The 16,041-nt window shown below is 44.6% G+C and carries 15 protein-coding genes; 5 read left to right on the top strand and 10 right to left on the bottom strand.

Going from position 1 to position 16,041, the window contains the following annotated elements; all coding sequences use genetic code 11:
• Nucleotides 1-9 precede the first annotated feature (9 nt).
• Nucleotides 10-363, bottom strand: a complete 354-nt coding sequence (locus JOC54_RS01825) for a DUF3291 domain-containing protein (RefSeq protein ID WP_035417538.1) — start codon at nt 361-363, stop codon at nt 10-12.
• Nucleotides 364-594: 231 nt separating this feature from the next.
• Between JOC54_RS01825 and JOC54_RS01820 the strand changes: the two genes are divergently transcribed.
• Entirely contained in the window at nt 595-1,467 is an 873-nt protein-coding gene (locus JOC54_RS01820) for a glycoside hydrolase family 16 protein (protein ID WP_496197756.1), read from the top strand.
• A gap of 569 nt (nt 1,468-2,036) precedes the next feature.
• On the opposite strand, the gene JOC54_RS01815 is transcribed toward JOC54_RS01820, so the two are convergent.
• The 9 genes from JOC54_RS01815 to JOC54_RS01775 form a co-directional block, all read right to left on the bottom strand.
• On the bottom strand, nt 2,037-3,086 hold the full coding sequence (locus tag JOC54_RS01815; protein WP_204464018.1) for a galactitol-1-phosphate 5-dehydrogenase: 1,050 nt from the start codon (nt 3,084-3,086) through the stop codon (nt 2,037-2,039).
• An 11-nt stretch (nt 3,087-3,097) separates the two neighbouring features.
• Nucleotides 3,098-3,256 carry a hypothetical protein gene (locus tag JOC54_RS01810; RefSeq protein WP_204464017.1) on the bottom strand — a complete coding sequence of 53 codons (159 nt, stop codon included), beginning with the start codon at nt 3,254-3,256 and terminating at the stop codon, nt 3,098-3,100.
• A 64-nt stretch (nt 3,257-3,320) separates the two neighbouring features.
• Nucleotides 3,321-4,358 (bottom strand): zinc-binding dehydrogenase, encoded by a 1,038-nt coding sequence (locus JOC54_RS01805; protein WP_204464016.1) that lies wholly within the window; start codon nt 4,356-4,358, stop codon nt 3,321-3,323.
• Between the two features lie 26 nt (nt 4,359-4,384).
• A complete protein-coding gene (locus JOC54_RS01800) occupies nt 4,385-5,644 on the bottom strand; it encodes a galactitol-specific PTS transporter subunit IIC (protein ID WP_204464015.1) in 1,260 nt (419 codons plus the stop codon).
• A 66-nt stretch (nt 5,645-5,710) separates the two neighbouring features.
• Complete coding sequence (locus JOC54_RS01795; RefSeq protein WP_204464013.1) at nt 5,711-5,995, bottom strand: PTS sugar transporter subunit IIB; 285 nt, start codon at nt 5,993-5,995, stop codon at nt 5,711-5,713.
• A gap of 19 nt (nt 5,996-6,014) precedes the next feature.
• Nucleotides 6,015-6,473, bottom strand: coding sequence for a PTS sugar transporter subunit IIA (locus JOC54_RS01790; RefSeq protein WP_204464012.1), 459 nt, complete (start codon nt 6,471-6,473; stop codon nt 6,015-6,017).
• Between the two features lie 19 nt (nt 6,474-6,492).
• A complete protein-coding gene (locus JOC54_RS01785; RefSeq protein WP_204464011.1) occupies nt 6,493-8,559 on the bottom strand; it encodes a BglG family transcription antiterminator in 2,067 nt (688 codons plus the stop codon).
• A 444-nt stretch (nt 8,560-9,003) separates the two neighbouring features.
• Nucleotides 9,004-9,381, bottom strand: coding sequence for a penicillinase repressor BlaI (gene blaI, locus JOC54_RS01780; RefSeq protein ID WP_204464009.1), 378 nt, complete (start codon nt 9,379-9,381; stop codon nt 9,004-9,006).
• Complete coding sequence (locus tag JOC54_RS01775) at nt 9,374-11,131, bottom strand: BlaR1 family beta-lactam sensor/signal transducer (protein ID WP_204464008.1); 1,758 nt, start codon at nt 11,129-11,131, stop codon at nt 9,374-9,376. Before JOC54_RS01775 ends, blaI begins: the two co-directional genes overlap by 8 nt.
• 130 nt (nt 11,132-11,261) lie before the next feature.
• On the opposite strand from JOC54_RS01775, the gene bla reads away from it, so the two are divergent.
• From bla to JOC54_RS01755, 4 genes are all read left to right on the top strand, one after another.
• Nucleotides 11,262-12,152: a class A beta-lactamase gene (bla, locus tag JOC54_RS01770; protein ID WP_204464006.1), complete on the top strand. Its 891-nt coding sequence runs from the start codon at nt 11,262-11,264 to the stop codon at nt 12,150-12,152.
• 442 nt (nt 12,153-12,594) lie between these two features.
• Nucleotides 12,595-13,641 carry a LacI family DNA-binding transcriptional regulator gene (locus tag JOC54_RS01765; RefSeq protein WP_204464004.1) on the top strand — a complete coding sequence of 349 codons (1,047 nt, stop codon included), beginning with the start codon at nt 12,595-12,597 and terminating at the stop codon, nt 13,639-13,641.
• Nucleotides 13,642-13,764: 123 nt separating this feature from the next.
• Nucleotides 13,765-15,030 carry an extracellular solute-binding protein gene (locus JOC54_RS01760; protein ID WP_204464002.1) on the top strand — a complete coding sequence of 422 codons (1,266 nt, stop codon included), beginning with the start codon at nt 13,765-13,767 and terminating at the stop codon, nt 15,028-15,030.
• A 72-nt stretch (nt 15,031-15,102) separates the two neighbouring features.
• Nucleotides 15,103-16,035: a carbohydrate ABC transporter permease gene (locus tag JOC54_RS01755; RefSeq protein WP_204463999.1), complete on the top strand. Its 933-nt coding sequence runs from the start codon at nt 15,103-15,105 to the stop codon at nt 16,033-16,035.
• Nucleotides 16,036-16,041: the final 6 nt, after the last annotated feature.

Genomic DNA, 16,041 nt, shown 5'->3' with positions numbered 1-16,041 from the left:
CCAAAAGCTTTACGAGCATTTGTTATTTGTGACCCTATATTTTTGATGCAGCTTCTCCTTGCACATACGCCAGTCCAGCTTGACCGTCTCTGTGGAAAAGCGGATGTATTGCAGCTCATCGGCTAACTGTCTCGAGCGCTTCATCGCTTCTAAATGCGCTCCATTATTACGAAACGTTCTTAGCTGTTCCTCACTCTCCCAAATAGACATCGTCCAGTACGTCAGCAAGCCTTCCTTGCGATAAGAGGTGCGGAGTAAACCCGATGTTTTATGAATTTGTCGATGCGATTGCAGCGTTAGCCTTGTAAAAGCAGGTAGACTGCGAACGCTCCGCAGGTGAAGTCTAGTAATTGATACAATCATTCTTCTGCTCCTCTCCTTCCAAGTTAAGGTAACACTAGCACAAAAAGCATCTTCCGTTTAGTGACCTCAGTCATAATGTCTGTAGAAGATTGATGGAGAGCATTTTTTTTACAAGAACAGCTCTGCTTCGTCAAACTTTCCCAACCTTGTTCTTATTTTCCCAACTGTATGTGTAGCTCTGGCATTTTATACTAAGAACAGACCCCTTCTAACAAAAACAGACAGCAAAAAATTAAGGAGGAGATCGAGATGAAGAAAATTATTGGAGCACTCTCTCTCGCTGCATGTGCCACGTTAATTGGAGCATCATCTACTCATGCTGTGGAGACAGAAGAAAACAGTGTTGTAAAGCAAAATGATTGGAACCTTGTTTGGCAAGACGAATTTGATGGGAATTCCCTTGATTCGTCGAAGTGGCGCCATGATATTGGAAATGGCCAGCCGAATTTGCCTGGCTGGGGCAATGAAGAACTTCAATATTATAGCGATGATCCGAAGAATGTGCGCGTCGAGAATGGCGAGCTGATTATTGAAGCTCATCAAGAGTCCGTTTCTGATGAGTTTGGTACGTATGGCTACACGTCTGGAAAAGTGTTAACAGAAGGTCGATTCAGCCAGACATATGGACGATTCGAAGCAAGAATGCGGCTGCCAGCCGGACAAGGGTTTTGGCCAGCATTTTGGATGATGCCTGAAGACGATCAATACGGGGGCTGGGCAGCATCGGGCGAGATTGACATCATGGAAAATGCTGGCGCTACGCCAAACAAAATTGGTGGAGCCATTCATTATGGTGGACCTTGGCCGGAAAACCAATTCCAGGCGGGAGATTATTACTTCCCTGCTGGGACAGATGCGACGGACTACCACGAATATGCGGTTGAGTGGGAGCCAGGAGAAATACGTTGGTATGTAGACGGAAACCTCTATCAAACAATTAACGACTGGTATTCAACTGGCGGGGCGTACCCAGCACCTTTTGATCAAGATTTCCACTTAATTCTTAATCTAGCGGTTGGTGGCTGGTACGGCGGCAATCCAGACGGATCAACGCCATTTCCTTCAACAATGGCCGTTGACTATGTTCGCGTGTACGAGCGGTAATCTAGTAAGCTCAGTTCCACAATGAGAGAGACTGGGAGCAAACGTTAAGCTTCTGCTAGAACACAAATTTTTATACAATTTCGCTACAGGAGAACCCTTCGCTCATTACGGGGATAAACATAAAATAGACGACTGATTTCAATAAATTAGTCGTCTATTTACTGTGCGAGTCTCTCTTTTCATTTTTTCCTTACGTCTTTGTGAAAACCCGTTTCAATCGGAGAAACGAGTGCTTTAAACGAATCGGTTTTCCAAACTGCACATTGTTCAAACTAGTTTTGGTCCACCAGCAATAAAGAAGAGGAAGCGAACAAGGTATATGAACATAATGAAAAGACGAAAGATCCAATTTGGGATTGTTCGTCTTTTCGTTTCTCATCTTAATTAGCGTATGGAGAACCCGAGACTCCTATGGGACAGCACGATTCTGAAGCCTTTGTCGTGGTGGTATTTCCACGACAAAGGCTGAGGCCGTGCCCATGGAAAGCGAGGGATTCTCCTGGAGCGGATTTGTATCAGTTTTCGTGTTTTAAGTAGTACTTAACGAATTGTCTTGGGCTCACCTGCTCCTACTCCTCTGGATACAACAGCACCTTCACGTAGCCAGGCTGACCACTGATCATTTTCTGAAATGCTTGCGGTCCTTCCTTTAAGGGCAGGTGATGGCTAATCATCGGTTTGACATTGATTAAGCCTTTTTCCATATAAAAAATGGTCGCCTCCCATTCTTTACCGGGAAAAGGAGCGGACAGGGCATTCCACGATCCGTAGACCGTTAGCTCATTGCGGACGATCTTTTCAAAGTAAAACCGCTCAATTGGCACGTCACCGTAAGGGATGCCCATATAAACAACTTCGCCGCCTTTTTTAGGCAGTGCGAGAACTTGTGCTGACGTTATCGGTGAGCCTGCAGATTCTATGGCCAAATCGACGCCAACTCCATCTGTCAGTAGGGAGAGCTGTTCATGCGCGGGTGCTGTGAGTGGATTGATTACATGGTCTGCGCCCATCTTCTGTGCAATTCCTAGCTTGCCGTCATCAATATCAATGGCATAAATGGTTTTTGCGCCGAAAATTCGCGCCCACTGGATTGCTAGCAAGCCAATACTGCCGCAGCCCATAATTGCAACTGTGGCGCCGGGCTGAATCGATGTACGGTAAAAGCCATGGGCAACGACAGCAGAGGGCTCAATTAAAGCAGCTGTGTCAAAATCGACGGCGTCTGGAAGTGCCATGACTTGTTTTGCAGGTAATAGAACTTGCGTGGCAAAAGCGCCGTCCCGCCTTGCTCCGATCACATGAAGTGAGGTGCAGCGAGATGGCTCACCCGTTTCACAGTAGGAGCAAGTTCCACAATGAAAGGTCGGGCAGGCAGCCACGCGCATCCCTGGCTTTAGATCCTTCACGTCTGAACCGACGGCTGCGACAACACCGGAAAATTCATGCCCGAATGTCATTCCGCTTTCGTACGGTCCGAGTTTCTTAAAGCGGGATAGATCAGAGCCGCATATGCCTGCCGCCTTGACCGTAATTAGGACATCACCCGCGTTTTTCAGCTCAGGGACAGGCACCTGTTCGTGGCGAAGATCCTGGATGTCGTATAGCTTCAGTGCTTCCACGTAAACGCCTCCTATGCTTGCTCTTTCTGTTGTTTGGCTTTCCTCTTTAAAAAGAGTGCGACAGCCGCGACTCCAACAACAATGGAGTTAAAAATCATCTGATGTTCGTAATAAAACGTTCCTATTCCACGCATCGGTCCGAGCATAAAGTCTAAAAATACATCGGTCATTCCTTGCACCTCCATTTAGTAGAGCCATGCCCAACAAAGGAGCATGACTCCCTTGCTGGCGCTGCTAGTTTTCTGCAACCGGGGTTAAAAGCACCTTGATCGCTTCCCCGCTTTTGATTGCCTGATACGCTTTCTCCCACTCCGTTACATCAAATTCATGAGTGACGAGAGCTTGTGCATTCACTTTTCCTTCATTCATTAAAGCAAGCGAGGGTTCCCAATCAGCTGGCTTTTGGCTTCTGCTGCCAACAACTCGAATTTCTTTTTGGATAATTTTTTCGAGATCAAACGGAATGTCCGCTGTGGCAAATAAACCAACTTGACTGTACTGGCCTTTTTTCTTCAGTAAATCAAGCGCTTGTTTTGCCGCTGGTACCGCACCTGAACATTCGTAGACAATGTCGGCTCCGTAGCCGTCCGTCAACTCACTAACAATTTGCTTCAAATCTTCAACTTGAGAATTAACGACGTAGTCAATACCGAGCTCTTTTGCTTTATCAAGTCGAACTTGATCGTTCGTCAATCCGGTAATTAAAACGGTTGCGCCTCGACTTTTGGCGACTTGAGCCGTTAACAATCCGATTGGCCCTGGACCAATGACAATCGCCAAATCTCCTTTATTCACCGTTGTTTTGTCTACCGCATGGTGCGTACAGGCGAGTGGTTCGGTCATCGCCGCCGAGCGGTAATCGACATGCTCGGGTAAGACGTGGACGCTTTCTTCACGGGCTATTAAATAGTTTGTAAAGCCGCCGTCCTGCTGGGTACCTAGCCCTTTGCGATGATTGCAAAGATTGTAATCTTTCGACTGGCAGTATTGGCATTCCCCACAGACATAAAACGTTGTCTCAGAAGTGACTCGGTCGCCCACTTTTACCGTGCGCACGTCTGGACCTACTTCGACGACGTCACCCGCGAATTCGTGTCCAAGCGTTACTGGAACGCCGACCTTGTAATGCCCCTCATACGTATGAATATCTGAACCGCAAACGCCTGCGTAGCGGACTTTAATTTTTACTTGATTCGCTGCTGGAACAGGTTCTGGCTTTTGTTGTATTTCTAGATTGCCAAAACCATGCGCTGTTTTAACGAGTGCCTTCATGTCTGTTCCTCCATTTCCTTCCTTTTTTAACTGAATATACCGAAGAATCGGACTATGATCCAGTTGATGATGTTTCCTCCTTGGTCAATACTTGAGATCATCGCTGAATCCTGTGGCATATTAAAGTTTGCTTCTTGCGCCATTTGTGTGAAAATAGGAGCCATATCGGTTGCCACATAAAGCGAAATGGCAATCATCACCGTACCAACAATGACGGAATGAACGATGTTTCCACGCGCCGCACCAACGATAAAGGCGACGATAAAGGGAATCGTTGCTAAGTCTCCAAATGGGAGCAAGGCATTTCCTGGTAGCACAACGGCAAGTAAAACCGTAATCGGTACTAAAATTAATGCTGTTGAGATAACGGATGGATGACCGAGCGCAACTGCCGCATCAAGTCCGATGTAAATTTCGCGATCACCGAAACGTTTGTTGAGCCACTCACGTGCTGATTCTGAGACGGGTAATAGTCCTTCCATTAAGATCTTTACCATACGTGGCATCAAGACCATAACAGCGGCCATCGCAATTCCAATTTCAATGACGTCGCCGACGCTGTAGCCTGCTAAGAAACCAATTGTTGCGCCGAGAACAAGTCCGATAAACATCGATTCTCCGAGGATGCCGAAGCGCTTTTCGATCGTTTCTGGATCAGCGTTCCAGTTTTTCACGCCAGGGATTTTTTGCAAACCTTTTACAAGAAAAATTCCGGGTGCATAGGAGATCGTGCTTCCTGTGGCAATTGATACGCCTGGTAAATCATAAAATTCACTAACCATTGGTGCCGTCCAGTCAGCAATTTTCAAACATACAACTTGGAAAATAACTGCCGCTAGTAATGAAAGAGCAATGTTGTTTGTAATGACGTAAACCATTGCTGCTGTAAAGGTATAATGCCAGAAGTTCCAAATATCGACGTTCATGGTTTTCGTTGTTTTTGTCAAAAGCATGATGACGTTAACCGCTAGTCCAAGCGGGATAATAAAGGCTGCCACGATCGATGCCCAAGCAATCGAAGAGGAAGCGGGCCAACCAACATCAATGACGTTTAATTCAACCCCAAGGCGATCAACCATGCCTTGTGCCGCCGGGCCTAAGTTATTGACGAGCAGGTCAACGACTAAGAAAATCCCTACGAAGGCAATTCCTATTGTTAAACCGGAGCGAAACGCTTTTCCGGGTTTTTGACCGAATAATAATCCTAGTAAGAAGATGGCAACTGGTAAGATAACCGTTGCACCTAAGTCTAAGAATCCTTGAATGAAATTCACAAATCCATCCATCTCTGATCCTCCTCTGTTTTAATAAATACCGGTGCCAGCTATTCATTGGCACCGGTATTTGCTTTTTTACGCTTGAAGCGCTGCAAGAATTTCTTTCTTTGTTTGATCGGTGCCAATGCCCGTTAAGAACGAGCGAGCATTAATGACCGGGAATGGGTACTCTGTTTTTGTCATGGCCGTTGTGACGAGCAGGTCAGCTGTATCACGGTGAGCACCGACCTCAGAAATCTTAATTTGAACCAAATCTACTTTTAAGCCGTTTTCTTTTGCCATTTCTTCAATTGCATTATTTACAACCGTTGAGGTTGCAATTCCAGCTCCACAGGCAACTAATACTTTTTTCTTTTTCATAATCATTTCCTCCTTGGGTTTATAAATCTAGATTTGTCGAAACGAGCTCCATCACTGCTTTTTTTTCTGTTGCATGTGCAAGCCTCATCAGTTTTGATTCGTCTTGAAACAGCTGCATTAACTGCTGCAGTAGGGTAAGCTGCGAGTGCGCCTCTTCCATTGCCAGCATAAACACCACTTTTACATCAACCTGTTCGGAGCTGTCGCCGCCCATTACGCCAAACGAAACGGGCTTTTTTAAGGTGGCAATGCTAATCGTTTTTTCACGCACATGCTCGACGTCCGTATGAGGAATCGCGACTGCGACTCCAGCTGTTGGCAAGCCCGTCGGATATTCATCCTCCCGAGCGGTGATTGCTGAGATAAAGCTTTCTTTCACGCGCCCTAGCTCAACGAGGTTTTGCCCCATTTGCTCGAGCACATCTTCTTTGCTGTTTGCTTCTACGTTTAATAAAATCGTTGCTTCATTTATGTGCATGGTCCACCTCGTCTCCTTCTTACTCCTCATCCATTGAATAGAAATCAATGATTTCCATCATCTCTGTTTTTGATTGTGCACGCTGCAGTTTCACTCGGTCATTCCCTGATCCAGCCAGCTTAATTAACTGTCTCAAGGCACGAATATGTTGATGCTTGTCTTTTGCAGCAATGACAATAATTAAATGAATCCATTCATCATCGGAAAATTGGACTGGTTCCTCGAGCTGAAGCAGGCTCATGCCAGTCTTCAGCACCCCTTCTTCCGGGGCCGCATGAGGAATCGCGAGATGTGGTCCAATAATGATATATGGATCACGTTCCTTATCCCGTTTCAACGCATCGACATACCGTTGTTCAATCATTCCCTGAGCAACTAGCGGCTCGGCCGCGTGCTCAAGTGCCGTTTCCCATGTTGGCGTTGATGACACCCTTGTGATCATTTCCGGATAAAGAAAACTGTGTAAGCTGTGCCCCTCAGCGGAATGATGCGAATGGCGATTGTGATCGGAATCTGGGAAAAAGTAGTGATACAGCTCATCACGCAGTCCGCTTTCATTAGCAAGTGTGGCATGTCGCTTGACCATGTCAATGAGATGATCAAGGTTTATATCCTTCGGTTTGTAGCCATGGACATCTTGCATCACCTGCTGTTTTAAACGGTACTTCTCTTCCTTTCCAAGAATCGCTTTCGTAATGTAAAGCGATTTCGATGTTTCTAACGGCGTCTGAGAAAACACTAGGTCGTAAGACAGATCGTATGTTTGGAATTGACGCACCGATAACGAATCAAGAAAGATGAATTCCGGGAAGAGCTCGGTTAGCTCTTTTAACATTAAGCGAGAGACAGATACGCCTTGGGGGCAGACGACAATCGCTTTGACTTTCTTATCGATGCTTTCCCCCTGTCTCGTCATCCATGAGCCAATCAACATCGTTACATACATTGCTTCCGCTTCTGGGATCGTTTTTCCAAACAAAGTCTCCAGCGGACCTAAGCTTCGTTTGACTAAGTGGTGTAGTTCTCGGTACTCCATGCTGAACGGTGTCTCCACCGGTTCAATCGCCGTCAGTTGATACTTAATCCGGTAATAGGCAGGTTTAATATGCTGGACAAGCTTTTTTAATAAGAGCTCTCGTTCCTGAAAATAGATGCAGGCACTGCGCTCAAATAATTGGACCATCGTTGACAAGGTTGGCATTAAATCAGGTAGCGCCTCATCCTCTGACATGAAAAGCGACCAATGAACATTTGCTGCCAGTAAATGTAGCGCAATGAAAAAGCGCTCCTGTTTTGGAACATCGACAATGTGATGAAAAATGTACTCTGTCGCCTGATACTCTTTTGTATCAGACAGTTCCTCGTATTCAATTGGAAACGGGTCAAGTACATGGCTGCGTTCAATCCGTTTGAGAATGAGCATGAAGATGTAGGGCATTGCCGCAAGCTTTTCATCGGTAAACTGAATGCCTAGTTTCTCCTCGACACGCTCAATCCGCTTCTGAAAATCCTGTACTTCACTTGCAACAACAGTAGCTATTTTCTCAATATGCGCTTGCCCATCCTGCATTTGTAAAGCTGATTCAACTAAATAAATTAGTAGTTTACGGATCTGTAATTCCTTTCCTTCGAGCAGATAACCAGAACGCCGTGAATACCTAACCGTTAACTCAAATGCGTCAACAAAAACCTGCACCTGCTTTAAATCATTTAAAACTGTATTTTTGCTATAGCCTAACTCGGAATGAAAATGCAAAAGCGATAGCTCTTCCTCGCTCGTCAACAGCATGAACAAAATAAGGTGAACCCGTTGTTCTTCTGTCAAAAATCCTTGTTCCGTTTTTTGCACTGGAACATCTTCTCGTACGAGTTTTGAAAAAACAGACTGATCAACAATGAATCGACCTTGCCTCGTTCGCTCAATTTCTGCAAGTCCTTCCGCCTGGAGCCAGTCATTTATCTTCTCGATTGTGTAGCCGAGCTGCCTGCGGGTCAACTTGTACTTCTGTTCAAGTGTTCCGCTCGTAATTTGACGGTTGCTTGCTATTTCATTGAGTATTTTTTGGCTGCGATCATTCAATGCCAATGCAATCCCTCCTTTCTGGTTTTAGTGTAGCATCGATGCCACACAAAAAGTATGCGCTTTCATTCCAACTTTTCGGACTATAGATGTACATCATTATGTTTTACATGTTCGATTCCATTTATATCCATCATTCAATCTTCCTCCTTTATTAGTGAAACACAAGAGGCTGGGACATAACTAAAAGTAGTATTTGAAGAGAAATAATTTAAAATATGCTGATTAGCACCGCTACGGGAGAATTCCTCGCTTTCCGGGGGCACGGCCTCAGCCTCTTCCGTGGAAAACCGCCACTCCAGAGTCTTCAGACATGTGCTGGACTCCAGAAGTCTCGGATTCTCCTTCCGCTAATTTTAATTTAAAACAAATGACGAACGCTCCTATTTTTCAGGAATGTTCGTCATTTTGGTCTGTCTATCTACTTTTGTCCCAGCCTCAACTCTTTAATTAATCTAGCTTTTCATCAAGCAAGGATCGTAGCTCCTGCAGGTCTTCTTTTGTGAGCGTTTCGTCTTCAATGAATTGTACCATCATTGACTTGGTTGTGCCGTCATGAACACGTTTAATAAACGAATTGGTCTCTGCCCGCTTGCACTCATCTTCTGAAAAGAGTGGCGTGAACGTGTAAATCCGCTCATCTCGATTCACTTTAATAATCGCTTTTTTTGTTAAACGGTCAAGATGGGTGCGGATTGTTTTAGGCTTCCAGTCGACAATCGCCTCAAGTTCCGTCACGACTTGACTTGCACTCTTTGGCGGATTTTTCCAGAGAATCTTCATTACTTCCCACTCTGCATCTGAAATGCTCGGCATGGTTTTACTCATTTACTCCTAATCCTCCTGTTAGAATTCCTTTATCTGCTAAAATGGCTCGGGTTATTTCAGACGCGCTTTGTCCCGTTGCCTCCTCATCACCAGCTAGATGCGTGGCAAAAAACAGCGTATCGTCAACCGTTTCCACAAAACCAACAAACCAGCCGTTAACAGCCTGTTCATTCACAACACCAGTCCCTGTTTTGCCATATAATGCGGTTTCTTCCGTTTGCTCTAGCAGGAGCGCGTCTTTAACAGCTGCGACTGAGTCCGCTTGAAAAGGAAGTTTGTTTGTATACAACTGATGAAGCAAATCAACTTGCTCAACCGGTGAAATGGTTAGCGAGGATTCAAGCCAAAATGGCGTTGCCCCTTCGATTGATTCGTTGCCATAATGCAACTCACTGACATAGGTCTGCATCTTGTTTAGTGACATGTCTGCTTCTATTTTTTCAAAGTACCAGTTAACCGAATGCTGCATCGCGCTATTAAGCGAGTGCGGCTTGTTCCATTCAGGATAGTCGGACGCCGTCCCGTCCCAAGCGAGGACTGTATCTGGTTGTACAATACCTTCTTCAAGCCCAATCAGCGCACTGTAAATTTTAAACGTTGAGTTCGGGGAATAGCGCTGTTCACTCCCGGCTCGATTATGAATAAAATACTGATCCTCTTTCGCGCTGTATAGCACAAAGCTTCCATCATGCTCAGCAAAGAAAGAAGCAAGCTCTTCATAATTGGCATTTGACCCTTCAAACACCTTCCTTTCCTCTGCCGATGTCCCTAAAGCGAGCAGCGGTGCTTGCATGAAGATGACCATCCCAACTAGCAAAAAGATAATCCAGCCTTTTATCGCATCTATCTTAGCGTTTTCACGGTAATGAATAAGAGAATTAAGGCGTGTCTCAATCTGTTTTTTTGTTCCGCCAACTCCGAGTTGAAGCGACGAATGGGCTTGTCTTTTCTCGACGAACTGCAGCAGTGTCATGCCATAGGCTTTACGATTGCTTAGACCGATTGTTTCAATAACAGCCGCATCACAGGCAAGCTCTCTGTCTATCACCATCTTTTTACGCGCGAGCCAGACGAGCGGGTGAAACCAGTAAACGATCTGGAACAGCAGCGCGGCCGCATTCATCCGCGGATGATGCAGCTGATGATGCTTAAGTTCATGCAGGAACATGTAACGTATCTCCTCAGTCGAAAAGCGATCATCCAATCCTTTCGGAACAAGGAGATAGGGACGAATAATTCCGCATGTTACAGGTGAGACGATTGAATCTGACTCCAGTAGCAGCGGCTGCTTTTTAAGCCCAAGCTCCTCGACACAGGCGTGATATTCTTTTCGTAAACGAGCATTTTTAACAGCACCGGCCTTCGCAACCATCGCTCGTAGTTCACTAAGGGACCACAAAACAACAAAGGAAAAGATCACCATTCCTCCAAGCCAAACGCCAAAAAGACCAGACTCAAGCCAGCCCAAATCAAGCCTAGTAACAGAAACGCTCAAGTCTGAAATCAAATTGCTTGTTGCTTCTGTTCGTTGCGCTTCTCCCGGAACAGGAGGCAGGCGCTCAGCTCCCCCCGTCTCTCCATCAAAATAAGAAACGGCTTGTAGCGGTAGAAATGGGAGCATAAGCACAACGAAAAGAAGATACCAGAACCGATCGAGCCATTTGGCTGGTAACCGTACTAATTGCATGCCTTTACGGACAAGAAAGAGAACGCTAATGAGCAGCGTCAGCACTAGCAGTGACACAAGCATTCGTTATTCGCTCCTCCATTTGCTTCGATTTTCGTTCATCATACCACGAATACATCCTGTTTGACAGATTTAGATTACAATTGTAATATTGACTACAGTTGTAATCCAAACAATGAAAGGTTGATGGAAGATGAAGAGATATGGAGCCATTTTTACAATAATCGTATTAGCAGCATGCGGAACACCTGAGCCAACTGAACAAGGCGAGAAACAGCAACCAGAACAAGAGGAAACCGCAGCGCCCTTTTCCGAGCTTGAAGACAAATACGGTGCTCGCTTAGGCGTGTATGCACTTGATACTGGTGATGGCACGACTGTAGCGTACAATGAAGACGATCGCTTTGCTTACGCTTCAACGCATAAGACGTTGGCGGTTGGCGTGATGTTGCAACAGCTCTCGCTTGAAGAGTTAGATAGTCAAATACGGTTTACCGAAGCAGACCTTGTTACATATAGCCCAATTACCGAGCAGCACCTGGATACGGGCATGACTTTACGAGAAATAAGCGATGCCTCGATTCGCTATAGCGACAATACAGCCGCTAACCTTGTTTTTAACGAAATTGGCGGTCCAGCAGGATTTAAAGAGGCGCTCCGAGCAATTGGAGATGATATAACGGAACCAGAACGAATGGAGACGGAACTAAACGATGTTAATCCTGGAGAAACGCGCGACACAAGTTCGGCAAAAGCTCTTGCCGAAAGCCTCTATGCGTTTTCACTTGGGGATGCCCTTGATGAAGAACGACAAACGCTGTTAAACGACTGGTTAATCCATAACACTACAGGTGACGCCCTCATCCGCGCCGGTGTTCCTGATAATTGGATTGTTGGCGATAAAACGGGCTCCGCCTCTCACGGAACAAGAAACGACATCGGCATTCTTTGGCCACCAGATGAAGACCCGATTGTGATTGCCGTGCTATCAAGCAAGGATCTAGCAGACGCTGAGTCCGATGACGCACTGATTGCCGAAGCGACTGAAGCTGCAGTGCGCTTGCTAATGGATGATTTTGAATAAGGACCAATTGCTGGTTCAATAGAGAGGAATAGAGTAAAAACGAACAGTCAAATTCGATTGTTCGTTTTTATTCTAAATTAGCGTAAGTAGAACACACAGGATTGCTCCTGAGCTACAGGATATGTCTAAACACTCTCGAAAGCCGATTTTCGCTGATCGCGCTGAGGCCATGCCTGCGGAAAGCAAAACGTTCCTCGAAGCAAATCTATTTCAAGTATCCTTTTAAACTAAAATTCTACAATTTCTTTCAGGCTCTGTTTGTTTTTCTTTCCAAACTCTATCCTCCATCTTTTTTTGTTATAATAGATGTAATTGTTTATTAAAATGGTCCTTTTTTTGGAAAATCAAGACATACATAAGATACAACTAGGAAGATAATAACTCTTACTGCTATAATACTAACAGAACTAACAAAAAAAGTCGGAGTCGGGCGGTGCAGTTTGTGAGTCAGAAAAAAATTACTATGCAGGTCATAGCAGATACAGTTGGAGTTTCGAAATACGTAGTCTCCAAAACATTAAATAATAAGTTAGGGGTAAGCGAGGCAACCAGGCAAAAAATCCTTTTTACCGCAAAACAATTAGGCTATTCAAAAGAAGGCCAACAAGAACCTGCACTTCAATCATCAGAAGTTAAAATTGAAAATGGCTATATATTAGTTGTATTACCGAATTATGAATATCAAAGCATTTCTTATACGTATTGGGGCGCCGTCTTTCAAGGTATTTCATTAGGCATACAGGATGAAAAAGCGGGTATGGTCGTCATTACAAGCGAGATGGACCTTTCAAAAAAAGTCGATGTCACGAATTTACTGGGAATTATTACAGTCGGCACGCTAGATGAGCAAACGCTCATTGCGTTATCAGAATACAGCCTTCCCATCGTTATGCTCGATCATGAAGGGCGAATCGTGCGGGCAGACAGCATTTTTATGGATAATCGTAATGGTATTGAGCGCATGACCGATCACTTAATAGGACTAGGGCATACCCAACTCACATTTATAGGTGAGGTCGCTTATTCGCAAAGCTTTTATGATCGTTGGCTTGGTTTTCGTACAGCGATGGAACGTGAGAACTTAGCTATTGCAGCTCATAATTCAGCTCTATTAACTATTCCTTATAATGATGATATGGAACTTACTTTGCAAAAACACTTTAGTCGCATCGGCTTTAATTCCTCTACTTTTCCAACTGCCTTTGTTTGCGCGAACGATCATATTGCGAGACGAATTATTCATTTACTAAAGAAAAACGGGTTAGACTGTCCCAATGATGTATCGGTTACCGGGTTTGATTCACTTGATGAAGATCAAAACGCCTCTCCAACACTAACGACGGTTCAAGTTTTAAAACAAGTAATTGGCCGCAGAGCCGTCGATCGGTTAATTTGGAGAATTCAACACAAAGACTATCCACCTGAAAAAATATTAATTAGCGGCGATATGTTGTTACGAGAATCGATTGACACTCCCAAAAATCGGTGAGCTAGTGCTCACCGATTTTTTTATTTTCAAATAAAGCGTTTACATTCACAAACGTAAGTGATATGTTTATCAATAATAACAAATATAATAACAAAAATAACAGATATCAGGGGAGGATTTACAATGTTACGTAGTGCTCGAAAATCATTAATGGTTGCTGGAAGTATTGGATTGGTTACGACGATGGCTGCCTGTTCTTCAGGTTCAAGTTCAGATAGTGGTGGTGATATTACGTTAACGATGTGGCTCTGGCCAGGCATGGGTTTCGCTGAGAAAGCGCAGCAATACGAAGAAGAAAACCCAGGTATTAAGATAAATATTCAAGAAGCTGAGTATGCGGACGCGCACCAAAATTTGATTACCGCGCTCGCCGCTGGTTCTGGAGCGCCTGATATTTCTGGTGTTGATGAAGGTTATTTAGAGCGAATAAAAGAAAGCAGTGATTTGTTTCATGACTTATCTGAGTATGGTGCTGCTGATTTAGAAGGCGATTATCTCGATTGGAAATGGCAACAAGCATCCTCTGATGACGGTTCTGTTATTGGTATCCCTACGGACATTGGCCCAATGGCTATGGCGTATCGTGTTGATTTATTTGAAGAAGCCGGCTTACCAACCGATCCAGATGAAGTTGCTGAAGCGATGAGCACTTGGGATGACTACATTGCGGCTGGAAGACAATTAAAGGATGCTACAGGTAGCTTCATGTTCAGTGACGTAGCTGATTTGTATTCAGCCATTCGCGAGCAGGGTGATAAGCAGTATTTTGAAACAGATGGGACCTTAATCATTGAAGAAAGTCCGCAAATTTTAAAAGCATGGGATAAATCCATTGAAGCAATGGATATCCAAGCAAATATTGAAAGACAAACACCTGAATGGGGCGCAGCAATTGCAAACGGAGACTTTGCAACGGTCTTTCTCCCTCCTTGGATGTTACAGAACATTAAAAACGATGCTCCTGACACAGCAGGTCTTTGGGACATCGCTTTAATGCCTGAAGGTTCTGGTAACTGGGGCGGCTCATTCTTAACGGTTCCCGCACAGAGTGATCATCCAGAAGAAGCGTATGATTTTATTACTTGGTTAATGTCTCCAGAGAATCAACTTGATATTTTCGAGGCTAATGGAAACTTCCCTTCCACACCTGGAATCTACGATGAACCAGCAATCACTGAGCTGGACGACGGGTTCTTTATTCGCGATGATATTGGGGCGATTTTTGCAGAAGCTGCAACTCTTGTTAAGGACGTTTATCGTGCTCCAATGACAGCACCAATCAACACCATTATGCAAGATGCGTTAGGTACAGTCGCTGATGGTGTTGCTGAACCAGAAGCTGCCTGGAAGAATGCAATGGACGAAGTCAATCGACAAACATCACGTTAAGGCACACTCAAGAAACAGCGTAGGAGTCCTTACGCTGTTTCTTGTCAACTTGTAATAGAAAGGATGGAATCAATGAGTACAGAAGTGCGCCAACAAAGTCCCCTAACGCCGCAAAAAAAGCAACGAAAATACAATCAACGCACGCGCGATCGAATTTCCGGTTACCTATACATCTCTCCTTTTTTCTTATTGTTCGGTGTGTTCGGGATGTTTCCTCTCGTTTTCACCGCTTACTTATCGTTTCACCGTTGGAATATTCTCGGCGAAAGAGAATTTATTGGACTATCAAACTATGTCGGTCTTTTTACGAACGATCCGTTGTTTTGGAAAGCAGTCGGTAATACCTTTTCCATCTGGGCGTTATCCACTATCCCACAGCTCTTTGTTGCTCTTGTCTTAGCGTTTATTTTAAATCAAGCGTTTCTTAAAGGAAAAAGTTTTTTCCGTCTCAGTATTTTCATGCCAAACGTCACATCGATCGTCGCAGTTGCCATCGTATTCTCGGCTATTTTTGGAACGCAGTACGGCATTATTAACTATGTTCTTAGCTCGATTGGGCTTGATCCGATTAACTGGAAAGGCTCTTATTTTGGGACTCATGTGGCCATATCAGCGATGGTTATGTGGCGCTGGGTAGGCTACAACACGATTATTTATCTCGCTGGACTTCAAAGCATTCCGAAAGATTTATATGAAGCAGCCACAATTGATGGCGCGAACAAAATTCAGCAGTTTTTCTACATTACGATTCCAATGATTCGTCCGATTATTATCTTCACCGTCCTTCTCTCTTCTATTGGAGGAATGCAAGTATTTACGGAGCCATTATTGTTTGGCGTTGGTTCTGATTCCCAAGGCTTGACGATGACGCTATATCTTTATCAAGAAGCTTTTGAACGGTTCTCATTTGGCTACGCTGCCGCAATTGCTTGGGTTCTATTTCTTATCATTATGGTCGTGTCCCTCATTAACTTAATTGTGACCCGCAAGATTAAATCAACATAATAACGA

This window comes from Shouchella xiaoxiensis, from assembly GCF_016907895.1.
Classification (GTDB): Bacteria; Bacillota; Bacilli; order Bacillales; family Bacillaceae_D; genus Shouchella; species Shouchella xiaoxiensis.
This window is presented reverse-complemented; position numbering and strand designations above follow the sequence as displayed.